The sequence below is a fragment of the Pseudomonas sp. CMR5c genome, from assembly GCF_003850545.1.
Taxonomy (GTDB): Bacteria; Pseudomonadota; Gammaproteobacteria; order Pseudomonadales; family Pseudomonadaceae; genus Aquipseudomonas; species Aquipseudomonas piscis.
In genome coordinates this window covers 3842285-3859951 of record NZ_CP027705.1, presented here as the reverse complement: position 1 = coordinate 3859951, position 17667 = coordinate 3842285, and the positions used below count along the sequence as shown (strand labels likewise).

17 protein-coding genes are annotated in these 17667 nt (G+C 64.7%); 15 read left to right on the top strand and 2 right to left on the bottom strand.

The window, feature by feature from the left end:
- Positions 1-42: 42 nt before the first annotated feature.
- The 12 genes from iolE (at position 43) to C4K40_RS17675 (ending at position 12710) form a co-directional block, all read left to right on the top strand.
- The gene (gene iolE / locus C4K40_RS17730) at positions 43-948 is read left to right on the top strand and encodes a myo-inosose-2 dehydratase (protein WP_053130668.1); all 906 of its coding nucleotides are present in this window, start codon (positions 43-45) and stop codon (positions 946-948) included.
- Positions 945-1754 carry a 5-deoxy-glucuronate isomerase gene (gene iolB, locus C4K40_RS17725; RefSeq protein ID WP_053130665.1) on the top strand — a complete coding sequence of 270 codons (810 nt, stop codon included), beginning with the start codon at positions 945-947 and terminating at the stop codon, positions 1752-1754. The genes iolE and iolB overlap by 4 nt, the downstream gene beginning before the upstream one ends.
- A 30-nt stretch (positions 1755-1784) precedes the next feature.
- A complete protein-coding gene (locus C4K40_RS17720) occupies positions 1785-2606 on the top strand; it encodes a TIM barrel protein (RefSeq protein WP_053130662.1) in 822 nt (273 codons plus the stop codon).
- A 40-nt stretch (positions 2607-2646) separates the two neighbouring features.
- Positions 2647-4584 (top strand): 3D-(3,5/4)-trihydroxycyclohexane-1,2-dione acylhydrolase (decyclizing), encoded by a 1938-nt coding sequence (gene iolD, locus C4K40_RS17715; RefSeq protein ID WP_053130659.1) that lies wholly within the window; start codon positions 2647-2649, stop codon positions 4582-4584.
- Between the two features lie 33 nt (positions 4585-4617).
- A complete protein-coding gene (locus C4K40_RS17710) occupies positions 4618-5628 on the top strand; it encodes a Gfo/Idh/MocA family protein (protein ID WP_053130656.1) in 1011 nt (336 codons plus the stop codon).
- Positions 5629-5817: 189 nt separating this feature from the next.
- Positions 5818-6000, top strand: a complete 183-nt coding sequence (locus C4K40_RS17705; protein WP_083456876.1) for a hypothetical protein — start codon at positions 5818-5820, stop codon at positions 5998-6000.
- 52 nt (positions 6001-6052) lie between these two features.
- Positions 6053-6979, top strand: a complete 927-nt coding sequence (locus tag C4K40_RS17700) for a sugar ABC transporter substrate-binding protein (RefSeq protein WP_022643975.1) — start codon at positions 6053-6055, stop codon at positions 6977-6979.
- A gap of 66 nt (positions 6980-7045) precedes the next feature.
- Positions 7046-8593, top strand: a complete 1548-nt coding sequence (locus C4K40_RS17695; protein ID WP_053130654.1) for a sugar ABC transporter ATP-binding protein — start codon at positions 7046-7048, stop codon at positions 8591-8593.
- A 70-nt stretch (positions 8594-8663) separates the two neighbouring features.
- On the top strand, positions 8664-9686 hold the full coding sequence (locus C4K40_RS17690; protein ID WP_053130651.1) for an ABC transporter permease: 1023 nt from the start codon (positions 8664-8666) through the stop codon (positions 9684-9686).
- 353 nt (positions 9687-10039) lie between these two features.
- Entirely contained in the window at positions 10040-10444 is a 405-nt protein-coding gene (locus tag C4K40_RS17685; RefSeq protein WP_022643977.1) for a TraR/DksA family transcriptional regulator, read from the top strand.
- A 240-nt stretch (positions 10445-10684) separates the two neighbouring features.
- Positions 10685-12370 (top strand): methyl-accepting chemotaxis protein, encoded by a 1686-nt coding sequence (locus C4K40_RS17680; protein ID WP_371263407.1) that lies wholly within the window; start codon positions 10685-10687, stop codon positions 12368-12370.
- Positions 12371-12494: 124 nt separating this feature from the next.
- Positions 12495-12710, top strand: coding sequence for a hypothetical protein (locus C4K40_RS17675; protein WP_022643980.1), 216 nt, complete (start codon positions 12495-12497; stop codon positions 12708-12710).
- Positions 12711-12725: 15 nt separating this feature from the next.
- On the opposite strand, the gene C4K40_RS17670 is transcribed toward C4K40_RS17675, so the two are convergent.
- Positions 12726-12956, bottom strand: coding sequence for a hypothetical protein (locus tag C4K40_RS17670; RefSeq protein ID WP_022643981.1), 231 nt, complete (start codon positions 12954-12956; stop codon positions 12726-12728).
- A 637-nt stretch (positions 12957-13593) separates the two neighbouring features.
- On the opposite strand from C4K40_RS17670, the gene C4K40_RS17665 reads away from it, so the two are divergent.
- The 3 genes from C4K40_RS17665 to C4K40_RS17655 all read left to right on the top strand — a co-directional run bounded on the left by C4K40_RS17665 (position 13594) and on the right by C4K40_RS17655 (position 15407).
- Positions 13594-14064, top strand: coding sequence for a hypothetical protein (locus C4K40_RS17665; protein ID WP_083456875.1), 471 nt, complete (start codon positions 13594-13596; stop codon positions 14062-14064).
- Positions 14061-14267 (top strand): hypothetical protein, encoded by a 207-nt coding sequence (locus C4K40_RS17660; protein WP_022643983.1) that lies wholly within the window; start codon positions 14061-14063, stop codon positions 14265-14267. Before C4K40_RS17665 ends, C4K40_RS17660 begins: the two co-directional genes overlap by 4 nt.
- A 126-nt stretch (positions 14268-14393) precedes the next feature.
- Entirely contained in the window at positions 14394-15407 is a 1014-nt protein-coding gene (locus C4K40_RS17655; RefSeq protein ID WP_053130649.1) for an ABC transporter substrate-binding protein, read from the top strand.
- 42 nt (positions 15408-15449) lie between these two features.
- Here the strand turns inward: C4K40_RS17655 and C4K40_RS17650 are convergent, their stop codons facing one another.
- A complete protein-coding gene (locus C4K40_RS17650) occupies positions 15450-17585 on the bottom strand; it encodes a TonB-dependent siderophore receptor (protein WP_053130648.1) in 2136 nt (711 codons plus the stop codon).
- Positions 17586-17667 lie beyond the last annotated feature (82 nt).

The following is a 17667-nucleotide window of genomic DNA, read 5'->3' as shown; positions in this document are numbered from 1 at the left end:
GTTTTTTAGAGTGCGATCCGAACAACAATAAAAGGTGCAGCCATGCCCGCGATCCGAATTGGCATCAACCCGATTTCCTGGAGCAATGACGACCTGCCGTCCCTGGGGGGCGAGACGCCCCTGGACACGGCGCTGGCCGAAGGCAAGGCCATCGGCTATGAGGGCTTCGAGCTCAACGGCAAGTTCCCCAGGGATGCCCAGGGGGTGGCCGAGGTGCTGCGGCCCTACGAGCTGGCGCTGGTTTCCGGCTGGTACAGCGGTCAGCTGGCGCGGCGTTCGGTGGCCGAGGAGATCGAAGCCATCGCCGCCCACGTGCAATTGCTGGCGCACAATGGCGCCACGGTGCTGGTCTATGGCGAGGTGGCCGACTCGATCCAGGGCCAACCCATCGCCCTGGTGGAGCGCCCGCGCTTTCATGCCGAACAGGCCTGGCAGGAATATGCCGACAAGCTCACCGAACTGGCCCGTTTCACCCTCTCCCAGGGCGTGCGCCTGGCCTATCACCACCACATGGGTGCCTACGTCGAATCGCCGCAGGACATCGACCAGCTGATGCGCCGCAGCGGCCCCGAGGTGGGCCTGCTGTTCGACTCCGGGCATTGCTACATGGGCGGCGGCGAGCCCCTGGAGGTGTTGCGCCGACATGTCGGGCGGGTCTGCCATGTGCATTTCAAGGATGTGCGCAAGCCGGTGGTGCAGTTGGCGCGCAACCAGCTCTGGAGTTTTCCCGACTGTATCGTCAACGGCACCTTCACCGTGCCCGGTGATGGCGACCTGGATTTTGCCGCGTTGCTGCAGGTGTTGCTGGGCGCCGGCTACCAGGGCTGGCTGGTGGTGGAGGCCGAGCAGGACCCGGCGGTGGCCCCCAGCGAGGTCTATGCCCGAAAGGGCTACGACACCCTGCGCGCCTTGCTGGCCAGCGCCGGACATGGGAGGGCTGCTCGATGAGCCTGCTGGTCAAGGGCGCGGGCGCGGGCCAGGAGCTGGTGCGACTCGAGGAAGGCCGTTTGCAGTACGTGGGTTTCGCCGCCTACCGCCTGGGCCGGGACGAAAGCCTGCCGGTCAGTGCCGGTGAGCGCGAGCTATGCCTGGTGCTGCTGGCCGGGCATGTGCGGGTCGAGGGCGAAGCGCCGGGGCATGGCGCGTTCCGCTGGGAGGGGATCGGCGAGCGCCAATCGGTGTTCGAGGACCTGGCGCCGTTCGCCGTCTACCTGCCGCCGGGCAGCCAGGCCCGGATCACCGCACTGGGCCCGGTGCAGCTGGCGGTCTGCGCAGCCCCCGGGTGTCGCGAGGCCGGGCTGGCGCCGCGGCTGATCCGCCCGCAGCAGTGCTCGCGCAGCGTACGGGGCAAGGGCGCCAACACCCGTTATGTCTGCGACATCCTGCCGGCCAGCGAGCCTGCGCATTCGCTGCTGGTGGTGGAGGTGCGCACGCCATCCGGGCACTCCTCCAGCTACCCGCCCCACAAGCACGACACCGACGACCTGCCGCACCAGAGCTTTCTCGAAGAGACCTACTACCACCAGGTCGACCCAGCCCAGGGCTTCGTATTCCAGCGGGTGTACACCGATGATCGACGACTGGACGAAGCCATGGCCGTGGAGCACCACGACCTGGTGGTGGTCCCCGAGGGCTATCACCCGGTCTGCGTGCCGTACGGCTACCAGTCCTATTACCTGAATGTCATGGCCGGGCCGAAACGCGCCTGGCAATTCCACAACGATCCGCAGCACAGCTGGCTGCTCGATCTCTGAGAGCGCCACGCCATAGGGAGAGTCAGCCACATGCCCCGGCCCTTGCGTTTTGCCTTGAACCGGATGGTCGCGCCGAGCTTGTCGCTGGTGGAATTCATCGACCTGGCGCTGGAGTTGCAGATCGACGCCATCGAGTTGCGCAACGACCTGCCGGGCGTGGAAATCACCGATGGCACGCCGCCGGAGCGGGTTCGCGAGCTGTGCGCGAGCCGTGGCGTGCGGGTGCTGTCGATCAATGCGCTGTACCCCTTCGATGTCTGGAGCCCGGAGCGCGAGCGGCAACTGCGGCAATTGGCCGAGTATGCCGTGGCCTGCGGTGCCAGGGGGTTGGTGCTGTGTCCGCTGAATGAGGCCGGGGACCCGCGCGATGCCGCGCAGCGGGAATTGGCGCTGCGCAGCGCCCTCGAGGGAATCGCCCCGGTACTGCGCCGGCATGGCCTGTACGGCTTCATCGAGCCCCTGGGCTTTGAGGAGAGCGCCTTGCGCAGCAAGCGCCTGGCGCTGGAGGCGGTCCGCGACACCGCCAGCCTGGATGTCCTGCGCCTGCTGCATGACACCTTCCATCACCGCCTGGCTGGAGACCAGGAGCTGTTCGCCGAACTGACCGCCCTGGTGCACATCTCCGGGGTCGAGGAGGCGCAGGCGCCCCTGGAGCTGTTGCGCGACGACCATCGAGTGCTGGTGGGCGCGGCGGATCGGCTCGGCAACGTGGCGCAACTCAAGGCGCTGTTGCACCAGGGCTACACCGGCTACCTGTCGTTCGAGCCTTTCGCCGCCTGCGTCCATGGCCTGGTGGATGTCCGCCAGGCCCTGGGCGCCAGCATCGACCATCTGCGCCGGGCCCTGGAATGAGTGCCCGGCGCGACGTCCCTATCCCTTGCAAGGAGCTGAAATGAGCACGCTACGCCTGACCATGGCCCAGGCCCTGGTGAAGTTCCTCGACAACCAGTACGTCGAGGTGGATGGACAACAGAGCCGCTTCGTCGCCGGAGTCTTCACCATCTTCGGCCACGGCAACGTCCTGGGCATCGGCCAGGCCCTGCAGCAGGACCCGGGTGGCCTGCAGGTGCATCAGGGGCGCAACGAGCAGGGCATGGCCCACGCGGCCATCGGTTTTGCCAAGCAGCGCCTGCGTCGGCAGGTCTATGCCTGTACCGCCTCGGTGGGGCCTGGTGCGGCGAACATGCTGACCGCGGCTGCCACCGCCACGGCCAATCGCATCCCCTTGCTGCTGTTGCCCGGCGATGTGTTCGCCAGCCGCCAGCCGGACCCGGTGTTGCAGCAGATCGAGCAGTTCCATGACCTGGGCATCAGCACCAACGATGCCTTCAAGGCCGTGAGCAAGTACTGGGACCGGATCAACCGCCCTGAACAATTGATGAGTGCCGCATTGCAGGCCATGCGGGTGCTGACCGACCCGGCGGAAACCGGCGCGGTGACCCTGGCGCTGCCCCAGGACGTGCAGGCCGAGGCCTACGACTATCCCGAGGCGTTCTTCGCCCGCAGGGTCCACCGTATCGATCGGCGCCTGCCCACCGCGGCCATGCTGGCCGATGCCGCGGCGCTGCTGCTGGGCAAGCGCCGGCCGCTGATCATCTGTGGCGGCGGGGTCAAGTACTCCGCTGCCGGCGAGGCGCTGCAGGCGTTCGCCGAGCGTTTCGCGATTCCCGTGGCCGAGACCCAGGCGGGCAAGAGCGCGCTGCTCTCGAGCCATCCGCTGAACGTCGGCGGCATTGGCGAGACCGGCTGCCTGGCGGCCAACCTGTTGGCCCGGGAGGCCGACCTGATCATCGGCGTGGGGACGCGCTACAGCGATTTCACCACGTCCTCGAAATGGCTGTTCCAGCATCCGCAGGTGCAGTTCCTCAATCTCAACGTCAACCCCGGCGATGCCCTGAAGCTCGATGGCGTGCAGCTGCTGGCCGATGCCCGCGCCGGCTTGCAGGGCCTGTCGCAGGTCCTGGTGGAGCGTGACTATCGCGCCGGCTGGGGCGAGCAGGTGGCGACGGCCAAGGCGCAGTTGGCGGCCGAGGTGCAGCGCCTGCATGGCGTGCAGTATTCGGCGCAGGCCTTCGTGCCCGAGGTCGACGACTCACTGGACCCGGCGGTGCTGCGCGAGTTCATCGAGCTCACCGGCTCCTGCCTGACCCAGAGCCAGGTACTGGGCGTGCTCAACCAGGTGCTGGACGAAGAAGCGGTGATCGTCGCCGCCGCCGGCAGCCTGCCCGGCGACTTGCAGCGCAGTTGGGCCAGCAAGGGGCTCAACAGCTACCACGTGGAGTACGGCTATTCGTGCATGGGCTACGAGGTCGGCGCGGCCCTGGGGGTCAAGCTCGCCGAGCCTGGGCGCGAGGTCTATGCGCTGCTGGGGGACGGCTCCTACCTGATGCTGCATTCGGAGCTGGTCACCTCGCTCCAGGAGCGGCGCAAGATCAACCTGGTATTGCTGGACAACATGGCCTTCGGTTGCATCAACAACCTGCAACTGGGCCAGGGCCAGGACAGCTTCGCCACTGAATTTCGCTATCGCGACCCGCTCACGGGCCGGCTTGACGGCGGCCTGATCCCGGTGGACTACGCCATGAGCGCTGCGGCCTACGGTTGCAAGACCTACCGGGTCACCAGCCTCGAGCAGTTGCAGGCGGCCCTGGCGGACGCCCGCCGGCAGACGGTCTCGACCCTGATCGACATCAAGGTCCTGCCCAAGACCATGCTCCATGGCTACCAGTCCTGGTGGCATGTGGGGGTGGCCCAAGTCTCTGGCAGCGAGCGGGTTGCCGCCGCGTCCCGGGCCATTGCCGCCGAACTGGCCAGGGCCCGCCAGTATTGATCCTTTGCCACGAACAACCACAGGAGTACATCCATGTCTTTGCAGCTAGGCGTTATCGGGACCGGGGCCATCGGCCAGGATCACATCCGGCGTTGCAGCCAGACCCTGCAGGGCAGCCGGGTCGTGGCCGTGACCGACATCGATCGGCAACAGGCGGCACGGGTGGTCGACGACCTGCAACTGCAGGCTGAAGTCCATGCAGACGGCCATGCCTTGATCCGCTCGCCGCAGGTGCAGGCGGTGCTGGTCACGTCCTGGGGGCCCAGCCACGAGGAGTTCGTGCTGGCGGCCATCGCCGCCGGCAAGCCGGTGTTCTGCGAGAAACCCCTGGCGGTGACCGCCGAGGGCTGTCGGCGCATCGTCGAGGCCGAGCTGGCCCATGGCAAGCGCCTGGTCCAGGTGGGCTTCATGCGTCCTTATGACGCTGGCTACCAGGCGCTGAAGGCCGTGGTGGATAGTGGTCGGATCGGCACGCCGCTGATGCTGCACTGCGCCCACCGCAATCCGCGGGTAGGGCCGAACTACAAGACCGACATGGCCATTACCGACACCCTGATCCACGAACTGGACGTGCTGCGCTGGTTGCTGGACGACGACTACGTCTCGGTGCAGGTGCTGTTCCCCCGGGTTTCGAGCAAGGCCCATGGGCAACTGCGCGACCCGCAGATCGTGCTGCTGGAGACCGCCCGTGGGGTGCGGATCGATGTGGAGATTTTCGTCAACTGCCAATACGGCTACGACATCCAGTGCGAGGTGGTGGGTGAGAGCGGTATCGCGCGCCTGCCCGAGCCGCCCCAGGTGCAACTGCGCAGTGCGGCCAACCTGTCCAGCGCCATCCTCATGGACTGGAAGGAGCGCTTCATCGCCGCCTATGACGTCGAGCTGCAAGCCTTCATCGATGCCGTGGCGGCAGGGCAGGTGGGTGGCCCCTCGGCCTGGGACGGCCTGGCGGCGGCGGTGGCTGCCGACGCTTGCATCCAGGCCCAGCAGAGCGGGGCCATTGTGCCGGTGCACTTGCCGCCGCGCCCCGCATTCTATGGCTGAGAGGCCCGGGCCAAGGCCCTCGAATGGGGCTTGAACAGGGCTTGCAACAAAATTCTAAAATGAGTTGATATAGAAAATATTTTCCAATAGAGTCGTTTCCAGGTTGCCGACTACCCAGGCTGCCGGGGTCTTCAGGTTCTGCCTGGTGTCCTGGCCAGCCATCCAACAAAAACAACACAGGTGCCGTCGATGAAGATCCCTCGCTCTGCCACGCCATTGCCCTCCCGGGCAGGTGCCATTCCCCCTCGCGAGATGCCTCGCACTCCCTGGTCCTCCCGCTTGCTGTCGCTGCTGGGTTGCCTGTGTGTCGAACACCAAGGTTCGCTGCTGGGCTGCATGCCCGGCGCCCCGGTCCTGTATTCACGCGCCTGAGGCACGGCGGCGCCCGAACCGCCAACCGACAACAACGTGGAGAGCACCCTTGATGAATATCCAGACCCGAGTGGTTTCCCTGGCCCTGGCCTTGCTGCTGTCCAGCGGCGTGGCCCAGGCCCAGATGCGGATCGGTGTGAGCATGTCGCAGTTCGATGACACTTGGCTGACCTACCTGCGCGAGTCCATGGACCAGAAGGCCAAGTCCATGCCCGAGGGCGTGGACTTGCAGTTCGAGGACGCCCGCAGCGACGTGGTCAAGCAGTTGAGCCAGGTCGAAAGCTTCGTCAGCCAGAAGGTCGACGCCATCGTGGTCAACCCGGTGGATACCGCCGCCACTCGCAAGATCACCGAGGCGGCGGTCAAGGCCGGGATCCCGCTGGTCTACGTCAATCGTCGCCCGGATGACCTGGCCCTGCCCAAGGGGGTGGTCACCGTGGCCTCCGACGACCTGGAGGCCGGACGGATGCAGATGCAGTACCTGGCGGACAAGATGGGTGGCAAGGGCAGCGTGGTGATCCTGTTGGGGGACCTGGCCAACAACTCCACGGCCAATCGCACCAAGGGCGTCAAGGAGGTGCTGGCCAAGTACCCGGGCATCCGGATCGACCAGGAGCAGACCGGGGTCTGGCTGCGCGACCGCGGCATGACCCTGGTCAATGACTGGCTGACCCAGGGCCGCGAGTTCAACGCCGTGGTGGCCAACAACGACGAGATGGCCATCGGCGCCGCCATGGCCTTGAACCAGGCCGGGGTGGAACGCGGCAGCGTGCTGATCGCCGGGGTCGACGGTACCCCCGACGGGCTGCGCGCGGTGCAGCGCGGCGAGCTGGCGATGTCGGTATTCCAGGACGCCAAGGGCCAGGCCGAAGGTTCGGTGGAGACCGCGGTGAAGATGATCAAGCAGCAGCCGGTGGAGGCTGCGGTGTGGATCCCGTATCGGTTGATCACTCCGGACAACGTCGCCCAGTTCAAGTAGCCGGGCCTCATTCACCGAGCAAGCCGACCGGGCGCCCTGGGTGCCTGGCGGCGGGAGTAGCTGAGCATGAACGCCTGTGCGTCCGTTTCGAATCCGGCCGGGATCACCCCCGTCATCGAGCCTTACCTGCTGGAGGTGATCAATGTCAGCAAGGGCTTTCCCGGGGTGGTGGCCCTGTCAGAGGTGCAGTTGCGGGTACGTCCCGGCACTGTGCTGGCGTTGATGGGGGAGAACGGGGCCGGCAAGTCGACCCTGATGAAGATCATCGCCGGGATCTACCAGCCCGATGCCGGCGAGTTGCGCCTCAAGGGCCGGCCGGTGAGCTTCGCCTCGCCACTGGCGGCCCTGGAGGCGGGGATCGCCATGATCCACCAGGAACTCAACCTGATGCCGCACATGAGCGTCGCCGAGAACATCTGGATCGGCCGCGAGCCGCTGGGCCGGCTGGGCCTGGTCGATCATCGGGCGATGCATCGGGCCACCGCCGCGCTGTTGGCGCGCCTGCGCATCGAGCTCGATCCCCAGGAACAGGTGGGCCACCTGAGCATTGCCGAGCGGCAGATGGTGGAGATCGCCAAGGCGGTGTCCTATGACTCCGATGTGCTGATCATGGACGAGCCGACTTCGGCCATCACCGACAAGGAAGTGGCCCACCTGTTCTCGATCATCGCCGACCTCAAGGCCCAGGGTAAGGGCATCATCTACATCACCCACAAGATGAACGAAGTGTTCGCCATCGCCGATGAGGTGGCGGTGTTCCGCGATGGCACCTACATCGGCCTGCAACGGGCCGAGAACCTGGACGGCGACAGCCTGATCTCGATGATGGTCGGGCGCGAGCTGAGCCAGCTGTTTCCCACGCGTGACCAGCCCATCGGCGAGCGCTTGCTGCAGGTGTGCGACCTGCGCCTGGACGGGGTGTTCGAGGGGGTGTCGTTCGACCTGCATGCCGGCGAGATCCTCGGTATCGCCGGGCTGATGGGCTCGGGGCGGACCAACGTGGCCGAGACCCTGTTCGGCATCACCCCGGCCGATGGCGGGCAGATCATCCTCGATGGCCAGGTGTTGCGCATTGGCGAGCCCCACGTGGCCATCAGCCAGGGCCTGGCGCTGCTCACCGAGGATCGCAAGCTCAGTGGTTTGTTCCCCTGCCTGTCGGTGCTGGAGAACATGGAAGTGGCGGTGCTCAAGCACTATGCCGGGGCGGGTTTCGTCAAGCACAAGGCCCTGCGTGCGCTGTGCGAGGACATGTGTCGCCAGTTGCGGGTCAAGACCCCGTCGCTAGAGCAGTGCATCGACACCCTGTCTGGCGGCAACCAGCAAAAGGCCCTGCTGGCCCGCTGGCTGATGACCCGGCCGCGGATCCTGATCCTCGACGAGCCGACCCGGGGCATCGATGTCGGGGCCAAGGCCGAGATCTATCGCCTGATCGCCACACTCGCCGGCGAAGGCATGGCGGTGCTGATGATCTCCTCGGAACTGCCCGAGGTCCTGGGCATGAGCGACCGGGTAATGGTCATGCACGAGGGGCAGCTAATGGGCACCCTGGACCGCAGCGAAGCGAGCCAGGAGCGGGTGATGCAGCTGGCCTCGGGCCTGGCCCTGGAACACTAGCGGCGACACACGACATTCAACCTGGGCCGGCCGCCTGCAATGGCGCCGCCCCTGATCAAGGTGGACGGTGATGAACGCAATACTGGAAAACAAACCGGCCCTGGCACCGGCCAAGAGCCGTCGGCGCCTGCCGACCGAACTGAGTATCTTCCTGGTGCTGATCGGCATCGCCCTGGTGTTCGAGCTGTCCGGCTGGGTGGTCCGCGAGCAGAGCTTCTTGCTCAATTCCCAGCGTCTGGTGCTGATGATCCTCCAGGTCTCGGTCATTGGCCTGCTGGCCATCGGCGTGACCCAGGTGATCATCACCACCGGCATCGACCTGTCCTCGGGCTCGGTGCTGGCCTTGTCGGCGATGATCGCCGCCAGCCTGGCGCAGACTTCCGACTTCAGCCGCGCGGTGTTCCCCGGGTTGACCGATCTGCCGGTATGGATCCCGGTACTGGCAGGGCTGGGGGTCGGCCTGCTGGCGGGGGCGATCAACGGCAGCATCATCGCCCTCAGTGGTATCCCGCCCTTTATCGCCACCCTGGGAATGATGGTCTCGGCCCGTGGCCTGGCGCGCTACTACACCCAGGGCCAGCCGGTGAGCATGCTGTCCGATTCCTACACTGCCATTGGCCATGGGGCGATGCCGGTGGTGATCTTCCTGGCGGTGGCGGTGATTTTCCATGTCGCCCTGCGCTACACCCGTTATGGCAAGTACACCTACGCCATCGGCGGCAACATGCAGGCGGCACGCACGTCGGGGATCAACGTCAAGCGCCACCTGGTGATCGTCTACAGCATCGCCGGGCTGCTGGCCGGGTTGGCCGGGGTGGTGGCCTCGGCGCGGGCCGCCACCGGGCAGGCGGGGATGGGCATGTCCTACGAACTGGATGCCATCGCCGCTGCGGTGATCGGCGGCACCAGCCTGGCCGGAGGCGTGGGACGCATCACCGGCACGGTGATCGGCGCACTGATCCTGGGGGTGATGGCCAGCGGTTTCACTTTCGTCGGTGTCGATGCCTACATCCAGGACATCATCAAGGGGTTGATCATCGTGGTGGCGGTGGTCATCGACCAGTACCGCAACAAACGCAAGCTCAAACGCTGATGTCGATGCCTGGAGGCGGACGGGCAGGGCGGTAATCTGTCGCAAAAATGGCCAAATCCGCTGTCCGGTACTGCCGTTTGTCTTCTAAAAGACCTTCGTGCATGGAATTTTTTGTTATAAAAGCACTCCGATCACCAGCCCCAAAGCCCGCAATTGCGGGCTTTGTGCGGTTTGTCGGACAGATTCGCTGTCATTTCAGTTGCTGAGCCCTCAAACCGGCCTTAGACTGCCGCCCCTCGTAAATTGAGTGCCGGGTGGCGCTTGGAAGGTATGGCGCCTTTCTGATGACCCTGAAGGTCAACCGGAAACAGTTTGAATTCGCCTTAATGCACGTATTTTTTATAGAGAAATCAATGACCAAGGAAAAGTTGCTGGCCATGCCGGCGGATGACTACATGAATGCCGAGCAACACGCTTTTTTCACTGAGCTGTTGCAAGCCATGAAGGTGGAAACCCACGAGCGCATCGAGCAGAACCGGATCGCCATTGAAAGCCTGGATACCCCGGCTGACCCGGCCGACGCCGCTTCCGTCGAAGAAGAGCGCACCTGGTTGGTCAATGCCATCGATCGCGACCAGCGCATGTTGCCGCAGCTGGAGCAGGCCCTGGGCCGGATCAGTGACGACAGCTTCGGCTGGTGCGACGACAGCGGCGAGCCGATCGGCCTCAAGCGCCTGCTGATCAGCCCGACCACCAAGTACTGCATCGAAGCCCAAGAGCGTCACGAGCAGATCGACAAGCACCAGCGCCAGGCCTGACAGCCGCTGCAAGTGTTTCAAGTGCATTGATGCCTTCAGGGGCGCAGCCTAGCCGGCGCTGCGTCCCTGGAGTGCAAACCCCTCGCTACAATTGCCCTCCCTTCGGTAGCCGCGCCACGGCCACCGTTCCCTTGATCTGTTGCAATACCCATCCCGCCAGACCCTGAATAATGCCCCGCACGCGCTTCTTGCCGCTTGAGGCTGCAAGCTTGCCGCTGTGCCTGTTCCGACTAAGGGACCATGGATCATGGCGTTATAGTGGCGTTTAATGCGGCAAAACAATTAGAACGATATGGGGTGAGCAACATGTCAAGAGATGGATCTCTCGCGGTGCCTGTGGCGCAGGCGCTGGCAACTCCCGAACCTGCCCGTTGGTGGGCTCCGGCGCTACAGAGTGCGGCCCTGATGGCGCTGTTGGCCGGTCAGGCCCTGGGCGACTGGCCGCTGTACCTGTGCCTGCCGCTGGCGGTGGTGGTGATCTGGTTGCCCCGGCTGCGTAGCCGCAAGGTGACGGGGGCGGTGCTGGCGGCCAGCGATGGCGAAATGTCGGCGCTGACCCGCGATCTGTCCTACAGCACTTCCCACAATGCATTGTCCGCCGCTGGCGTGGCCTATTCGGTAACCCGCTTGGCCGACAAGCTGCAATCCCAGCTGGATGCCGCGGTGCGCATCGTCGGCAACGCCGAGGTGATGATCAAGACCGAGCAGGTCACCTCGCAGCTCAGCCGCCAAGCGCTGGGAGCCGCCAGCGAAGCCCATGCCAGCAGTGCCGAAGGGCGCACGGTGCTGGGCGAGTCCATCAACCGCATGCACCTTCTGAGCCAGCGCGCCAACGACAGCCGTGAGTCGATCGAGGCCCTCAGCCAGCGCAGCGAGGAGATCCAGCGCGTGGCCCTGGTGATCCAGTCCATTGCCAGCCAGACCAACCTGCTGGCCCTCAATGCGGCCATCGAGGCGGCCCGGGCCGGCGAGCATGGCCGCGGTTTCGCCGTGGTCGCCGACGAGGTGCGCGGGCTGGCCGGGCGCACGGCGGTGGCCACCGATGAGGTCGGGGTGATGGTGGCCGATATCCAGCAGCGCACCGGTGATGTAGTGGAACAGATCCGCCAGTTGTCCGATGACCTGAATCTTGGGGTCGAGCAGGTGGAGCATACCGGTCGCCACCTGGACAACATCGCCCGCCTGGCGGCCGGGGTCGAGGAGCAGGTCAGCGAGATCGCCCGGGGCGCCGAGACCAATCGCGAACAGTTGGACAGCTTGTTCCACGCGGTGGAGCAGATGCGCAGCGACCTGGCGGTCAGCGACCAGCAGACCCGCAGCCTGGCCGAGGCGGCGGTGCAAATGGAAGGGCAGGCGGAAACCATCAGCGAGCGCCTGGCCGCGGTGGGCCTGGATGAATATCACCAGCGCATCTACGACCTGGCCCGCGAAGGCGCGCGACGCATCGCCGAGCAGTTCGAGGCCGACCTCGCGGCCCAGCGCATCAGCCTCGACGAGCTGTTCGACCGCAATTACCAGTTGATTCCCAACACCGAGCCAAGCAGGTATCACACCCGCTTCGATCGCTATACCGATCAGGTGCTGCCAGCGATCCAGGAGTCCTTGCTGCCACGCCATGACGGCCTGGTGTTCGCCATCGCCTGTACCCAGGAAGGCTACGTGCCGACCCATAACCAGGCGTTTTCCCAACCCTTGACCGGCGATCCCCAGGTGGACAACCTGCACAACCGCAGCAAGCGCAAGTTCGCCGATCGCACCGGTATTCGCTGCGGCAGCCATCAGCAGCCGCTGTTGTTGCAGACCTACACCCGCGATACCGGCGAGCTGATGCACGATCTTTCGGTGCCGATCATGGTCCAGGGACGCCACTGGGGCGGCCTGCGCCTGGGCTACAAACCCGAGCAGGCGCCATCTCGGCGGGCCTGATGGCGAGCGGCGATTGTTACCGTTGGCGTAATGCTGATGTGCAATAACCGGCTGTTGTCCAGAGGCGGAAATCATTTAGCATGCCTATATCGTTAGGTTGCTAACTATTTCCGCGGGGATAGCCATGTACAAGGTCGATGTAGCGGTGATGATAGGCAGCGGCGTGCCCGGCTCGTTGCAAGCCCTGGGGCGCAAGGTGTGCTGGGTGGTACTGGTCAATGGCGAACAACGGGGTACCGCGTTCGCCAGTCGCGCCGACGCTGAGGAATGCCAGTTGGCCTGGCAGGAGCAACTGGCAGTGCTTGCCCCCGACCCGGACCGTTTCAAGCACTCGGCCTAGGCCGGCTCCACTGGCTCAAGGGGCCAGCGCGCCCTGGTCGATCGCTTGCTTGAGGGCCCTGGCTTGTTCCCGGGCTGCTGCCGCGGCTTCCTCCGAGGTCTTGAACCAGCGGTCGCGTTCCACTTGGTAGAAGTGGAACCGGCTCTTGGGCACCTTGGTGCGCAGGGCGATCACGGCCTGGTATTCGCCCCTGACTTCCCGGCACTGGCCGCGGATGAAGAATTCGCCAATATCCAGCTCTTTCATTTCCCCTCTGCTCCTTTGGCTCGTTGAGTCTCGGGTGCCCACGGAGTGTGGCCGGTGGACCCGGCGTCGAGTATTGCGTGGATGGGCAAACCGGATCCTGAGTCAGATCAGCTTGTGAGTATTTTCCTCAAGAGCGGCGCTCAAGTATCTGCATCAGCAATGCCAGGACAGGAGTGGGGCGGCGCACTAGAATGACGCCTGCCGGTAACATGCCTGGGATAACGTTACCGGCTGGAGTGCGGTACTGGTCTTTGCTTGACTGGTGCAAAGGGTGATGGACTTGCGCTTTGCATAGTCGAAATACACAAAGTTGCTCTAGAATTGCCCCCAGCCGCCCGAAGTGGCTGCCGATTCCGGGAATTGACCAGGGTGTTTACGGCCAGCAGGCCTGTTCCAGCACTCGTTCCCTACTGCGCGGCGCCACGTTTTTCGGGTTCAGAGCCTATTCTCCAGCCTTCGACATGTGCCTATGCAATGGTGGAATTCCCCTTGCCCAGTGCCCACGGCCGCCGGAGTAGCAGGTCCATCTGAGTGAACTTCTGGTTGAGTGATTGGAGTGAGTACGCCGTCATGGCGTTTTTTTGTGCTGCCCGTTTTTTTAAGGACAGCATCATTTTGAGTATCGGGGAGCCTTTCCTTGGCAGTAAGTAATCTTGAAATGCACGCGTTGTTTGTCTTGGGTGATTTGCGCGCAAAGCTGGTCAAGCAGTTTCAATCTCGTTTTGTCTATGTCACCGAACAGTCCGCCGAAGGCATCTACATCGCCGAACTCGATACCGAGACGGCCATGGTGGTGGACGACAAGCCCCGCCTGGAACTGAAAGTAGGAGACCATTTTCGCGCTGCGGTATTGCCCAGCCGCGAAGGCGGCAAGATGGAAATTCGCTTTCGCGAGATCAAGCTGACGGTCTATGGCCTGGGCGACTACGCCTTCGTCGCCAGCCCCCTGGGGCAGGGGATAGTGTTCAGGGAAGGGCAATCGGTGGTGATGGTTTTCGCCGCCAACGAGCAGTTGCAGGAAGGCCTGACCAAGACCCTCAAGGCCATATCCGCCAAGGCCGCCAAGTGGCGCAAGGGCGAACTGATCAGCTTCAAGGCCAGCGAGTGACGAGCCAGAGCCGCGCCGAATTCCACCAGCAGCATCTGGCCGCTGCGCGCAGCGAGGCCCAGCGCCTGTTCGCACAGAAGCCCGTCCTGCAAGGTGCCTGGTTGAGCTGGGTGGCCGCGCAGATCTACAACCTGCGGCCAGCGGCCTACGCCAGCATGGTGCGCCGCGAATTGCAGTGCCTGCAGGAGCCGCCGGACTCCTGATGCCATCCGTGGGTGCTTGAAAACACGGAACCTCTACTACAGTCAGTTGACTTAATGCTTCAGGGGCCTTGCGCTGGTGCGTCGCTGTCCCTCTTGCCCAGGACTCGACCTAGAGAGGTGCTTGCCATGAACGGATTACGTGCGCTGCTGGCCAGCAGCCTGTTGACCCTTGCTGCTCTTGGCGCGGCGCCAGCGGCGACTGCGGCGCCGCAGCCGATCCATTTCGCCGACCTGAACTGGGAGAGCGGCAGCCTGATCACCGAGATTCTGCGCACGGTGGTCGAGAGCGGCTATGGCCTGCCCACCGATACCTTGCCCGGCACCACCATCACCCTGGAAACTGCCCTGGCCAACAACGACATCCAGGTCATCGGCGAGGAGTGGGCAGGGCGCAGCCCGGTATGGGTCAAGGCCGAGGCCGAGGGCAAGGTGGTGGCGCTGGGGGACACGGTCAAGGGCGCCACCGAGGGGTGGTGGGTTCCCGAATACGTGATCAAGGGCGATCCGCAGCGGGGCATCAAGCCCCTGGCCCCCGAGCTGCGTAGCGTCTCCGATCTCAAGCGCTACAAGGAAGTGTTCAAGGACCCGGAAAGCCCCGACAAGGGACGCTTTCTCAACAGCCCCATCGGCTGGACTTCGGAGATCGTCAACAAGCAGAAGCTCAAGGCCTATGGCCTGGAGGACAGCTACGTGAACTTTCGTAGCGGCTCCGGAGCGGCCCTGGACGCCGAGATCAGCTCGTCGATCCGGCGTGGCAAGCCGGTGCTGTTCTACTACTGGTCGCCAACGCCGTTGCTGGGGCGTTTCAAGCTGGTCCAGTTGCAGGAGCCGCCCTTCGATGCCCAGGCCTGGAAGACCCTGACCGATCCCGCCGAGCCCAACCCCCGTCCGACCCGGTCCCTGGCTTCCAAACTGTCGATTGGCGTGTCCACGCCGTTCCAGCAGCAATACCCGCAGCTGGTGGAGTTCTTCGCCAAGGTCGACCTGCCCATCGGGCCCCTGAACCAGGCCCTGGCGCAGATGAGCGAGAACCACAGCGAGCCCCGGGACAGCGCCCGGGCATTCTTGCGGCAACACCCCGACCTGTGGCGTGCCTGGGTGCCCGCTGACGTGGCGGACAAGCTCGCTGCGACACTTTAGCGGTGTGTCCCGCCTGCGCCTTGCGCGAAGGCGGGACCGGCTTTAGAAGCGGGTCTGCACGGCCACCTCGAAGGTTCGCGGCGTACCCAGGTAGTAGGCCGGGGACACGTGGGCGAACTGGCCATAGGTTTCGTTGGTCAGGTTGCGCACCCGGCCGGTGATGCTGGTGTGGCTGTCGAGCTGGTAGCGCAGGAAGCTGCCATACAGGGTGTAGGCCGGCATGGTCAGGGTGTTGGCGTTATCGGCGTATACCGAGGCCACGTAGCGGGCATCGACGCCGGCTTGCCAATTGCTCGCCAGGTCGTAGGTCAGCCACAGATTGGCCAGCCGCGAGGGCACGTTGGTGGGGGTATTGCCCTTGCGCGAGACCACCGTGCCGTTGGCGAGCTTCTCGTTGAACGCATCGTATTCGGCATCCACCCAGGCGAAGTTGCCCTGGGCCAGCAGGCGTGGAGTGATGTGCAGCGAGCTGGCCAGCTCGATACCCTTGGAGGTCTGCTGGCCCACCGGAATGCTATTGGCCGGGTCCAGTGGATCGGTCACGGCGAAGTCCTTGCGTTCGATGCGGTAGGCCGCCACGGTCGCCGAGCCACGACCGTCCAGGTAGTCGAACTTGCTCCCCACTTCCCACTGCTTGCCGGTGGATACGTCGAAGTTCTGGGTGCCGCTGGGCTGTTCGGCGGCGGTGCTGTATTGCACATAGACGTTGGCGCTGGGCAAGAACTGCCAGGTCAGGCCCAGGCGTCCGGTGACCGGCTCCCAGCTGCGCTTGAAGTGGCGCGGGTTGCTGGCGGTGATGGCGCGGTGGTTGGTCACGTCCAGGTCGATGGCGTCGTAGCGCAAACCGCTGAGCAGCGACAGCTCGTCGGTCAGGGCCAGGCGGTTCTCGACGAACAGCGCGCGGGTGGTGACCTGATTGGTCTTGTCCTTGACCCAGCCCTGGCGGGTTCCTTCCAGTTCGTAGAAGTGCCCAGGACGGTAGCTGTTCGGGTCGACGCTGTTGCGTGCAGGTACGTTGTTCGGCGAATTGGTGGTGCTGTTGACCTTGTACTCGAAACCGGCGGCCCAGGTGGTGTCGAGGCCCAGCAGTTGGTCTTCGTGACGCACCTCGAACTGGTTGCCCACCTGGTTGCCCTGGTGCCGCACCAGGTAGGCGGTGGAGCGGTTCACCAGCCGGTTGTCGGGGCTGTACTGGTAGGTCTCCAGGTTGCGGTAGTCACGCTGGCTGTCCAGGTGATAAAGGGTATTGCGCAGGCTGGTGCTGTCGTTGATCCGGTAGTCGAGGATCGAACGCAGCCAGACGGTGCGCTGTTCGTACAGGCCATCGGCGACGTTGTAGTTGTTGAAGCGGTTGTGCTTGTCGATCTTCAGGTCGCCGGCCTTGGGATTGAGTACCGGCGTGCCCCAGTAGGGGCTGTCCTCGTGCTCGTCCTGATACTCCACGGCCAGGGTGTGGGACAGGTCCGGGGTCAGGTCGCTGAGCAGGGAGAATGCCAGGCTCCAGGCGTCGCGTTCCTGGCGGTCGATATAGCCGTTGCTGGTGTTGTGGCTGACATCCAGCCGCGCGAAGTGCTGCACATCGGCGCTGGCCGGGCTGAGGGCATGGTTGACCCCGAAGGCGGTCTGGGTGGTGTCGAAGCTGCCATAGCCGAGCAGGCCCTCGGCGGCCAGTTCGCGGCGTTCGGCCAGCTTGGTCACGTAGTTCAGCGAACCGCCCACGGAGCCTGCGCCATTGATCAGCGACGACGGGCCGCCCACCAGTTCCACCCGGTCGTAGATCCAGGCGTCCACAGGGCGGGCCAGGCCGGTGGCGACATTGATGCCATTGAACATCTGGGTGATCTGGCTGTTGGTGAAGCCACGATAGGAAACGAAGCCGCCGAACCCTGGAGGAGCGCTGGCATTGACCCCGGGCAGGGCATTGGCGGCGTCCTGGAAGGTACGATCGCCCCGGCGTTCGATGTCCTGGCGGTTGCTTACCGCCACCGAGGCAGGGGTTTCGCGCAGGCTCAGGCCCAAGCGCGAGGCCATGCCGCTGGATTGGTCCAGGGACAGGCCGGGCTCGGCCTCGGTTTCGTCGGCGCCGATGGTGGTGGGGGCCAGTTCAAGGCGCTGCGCGCCCCAGGCATTGGCACACAGGCAGCCCAGCAGGCTCGCCAGCAGAGGAAGGTGTTTCATTGATAGGTCCTGAATTCTTGACTAGGAAACAGCCCACGGCCATGCGCCACGCAAAGGGCGCGGTGGGTGGGGCGGGTAGGGA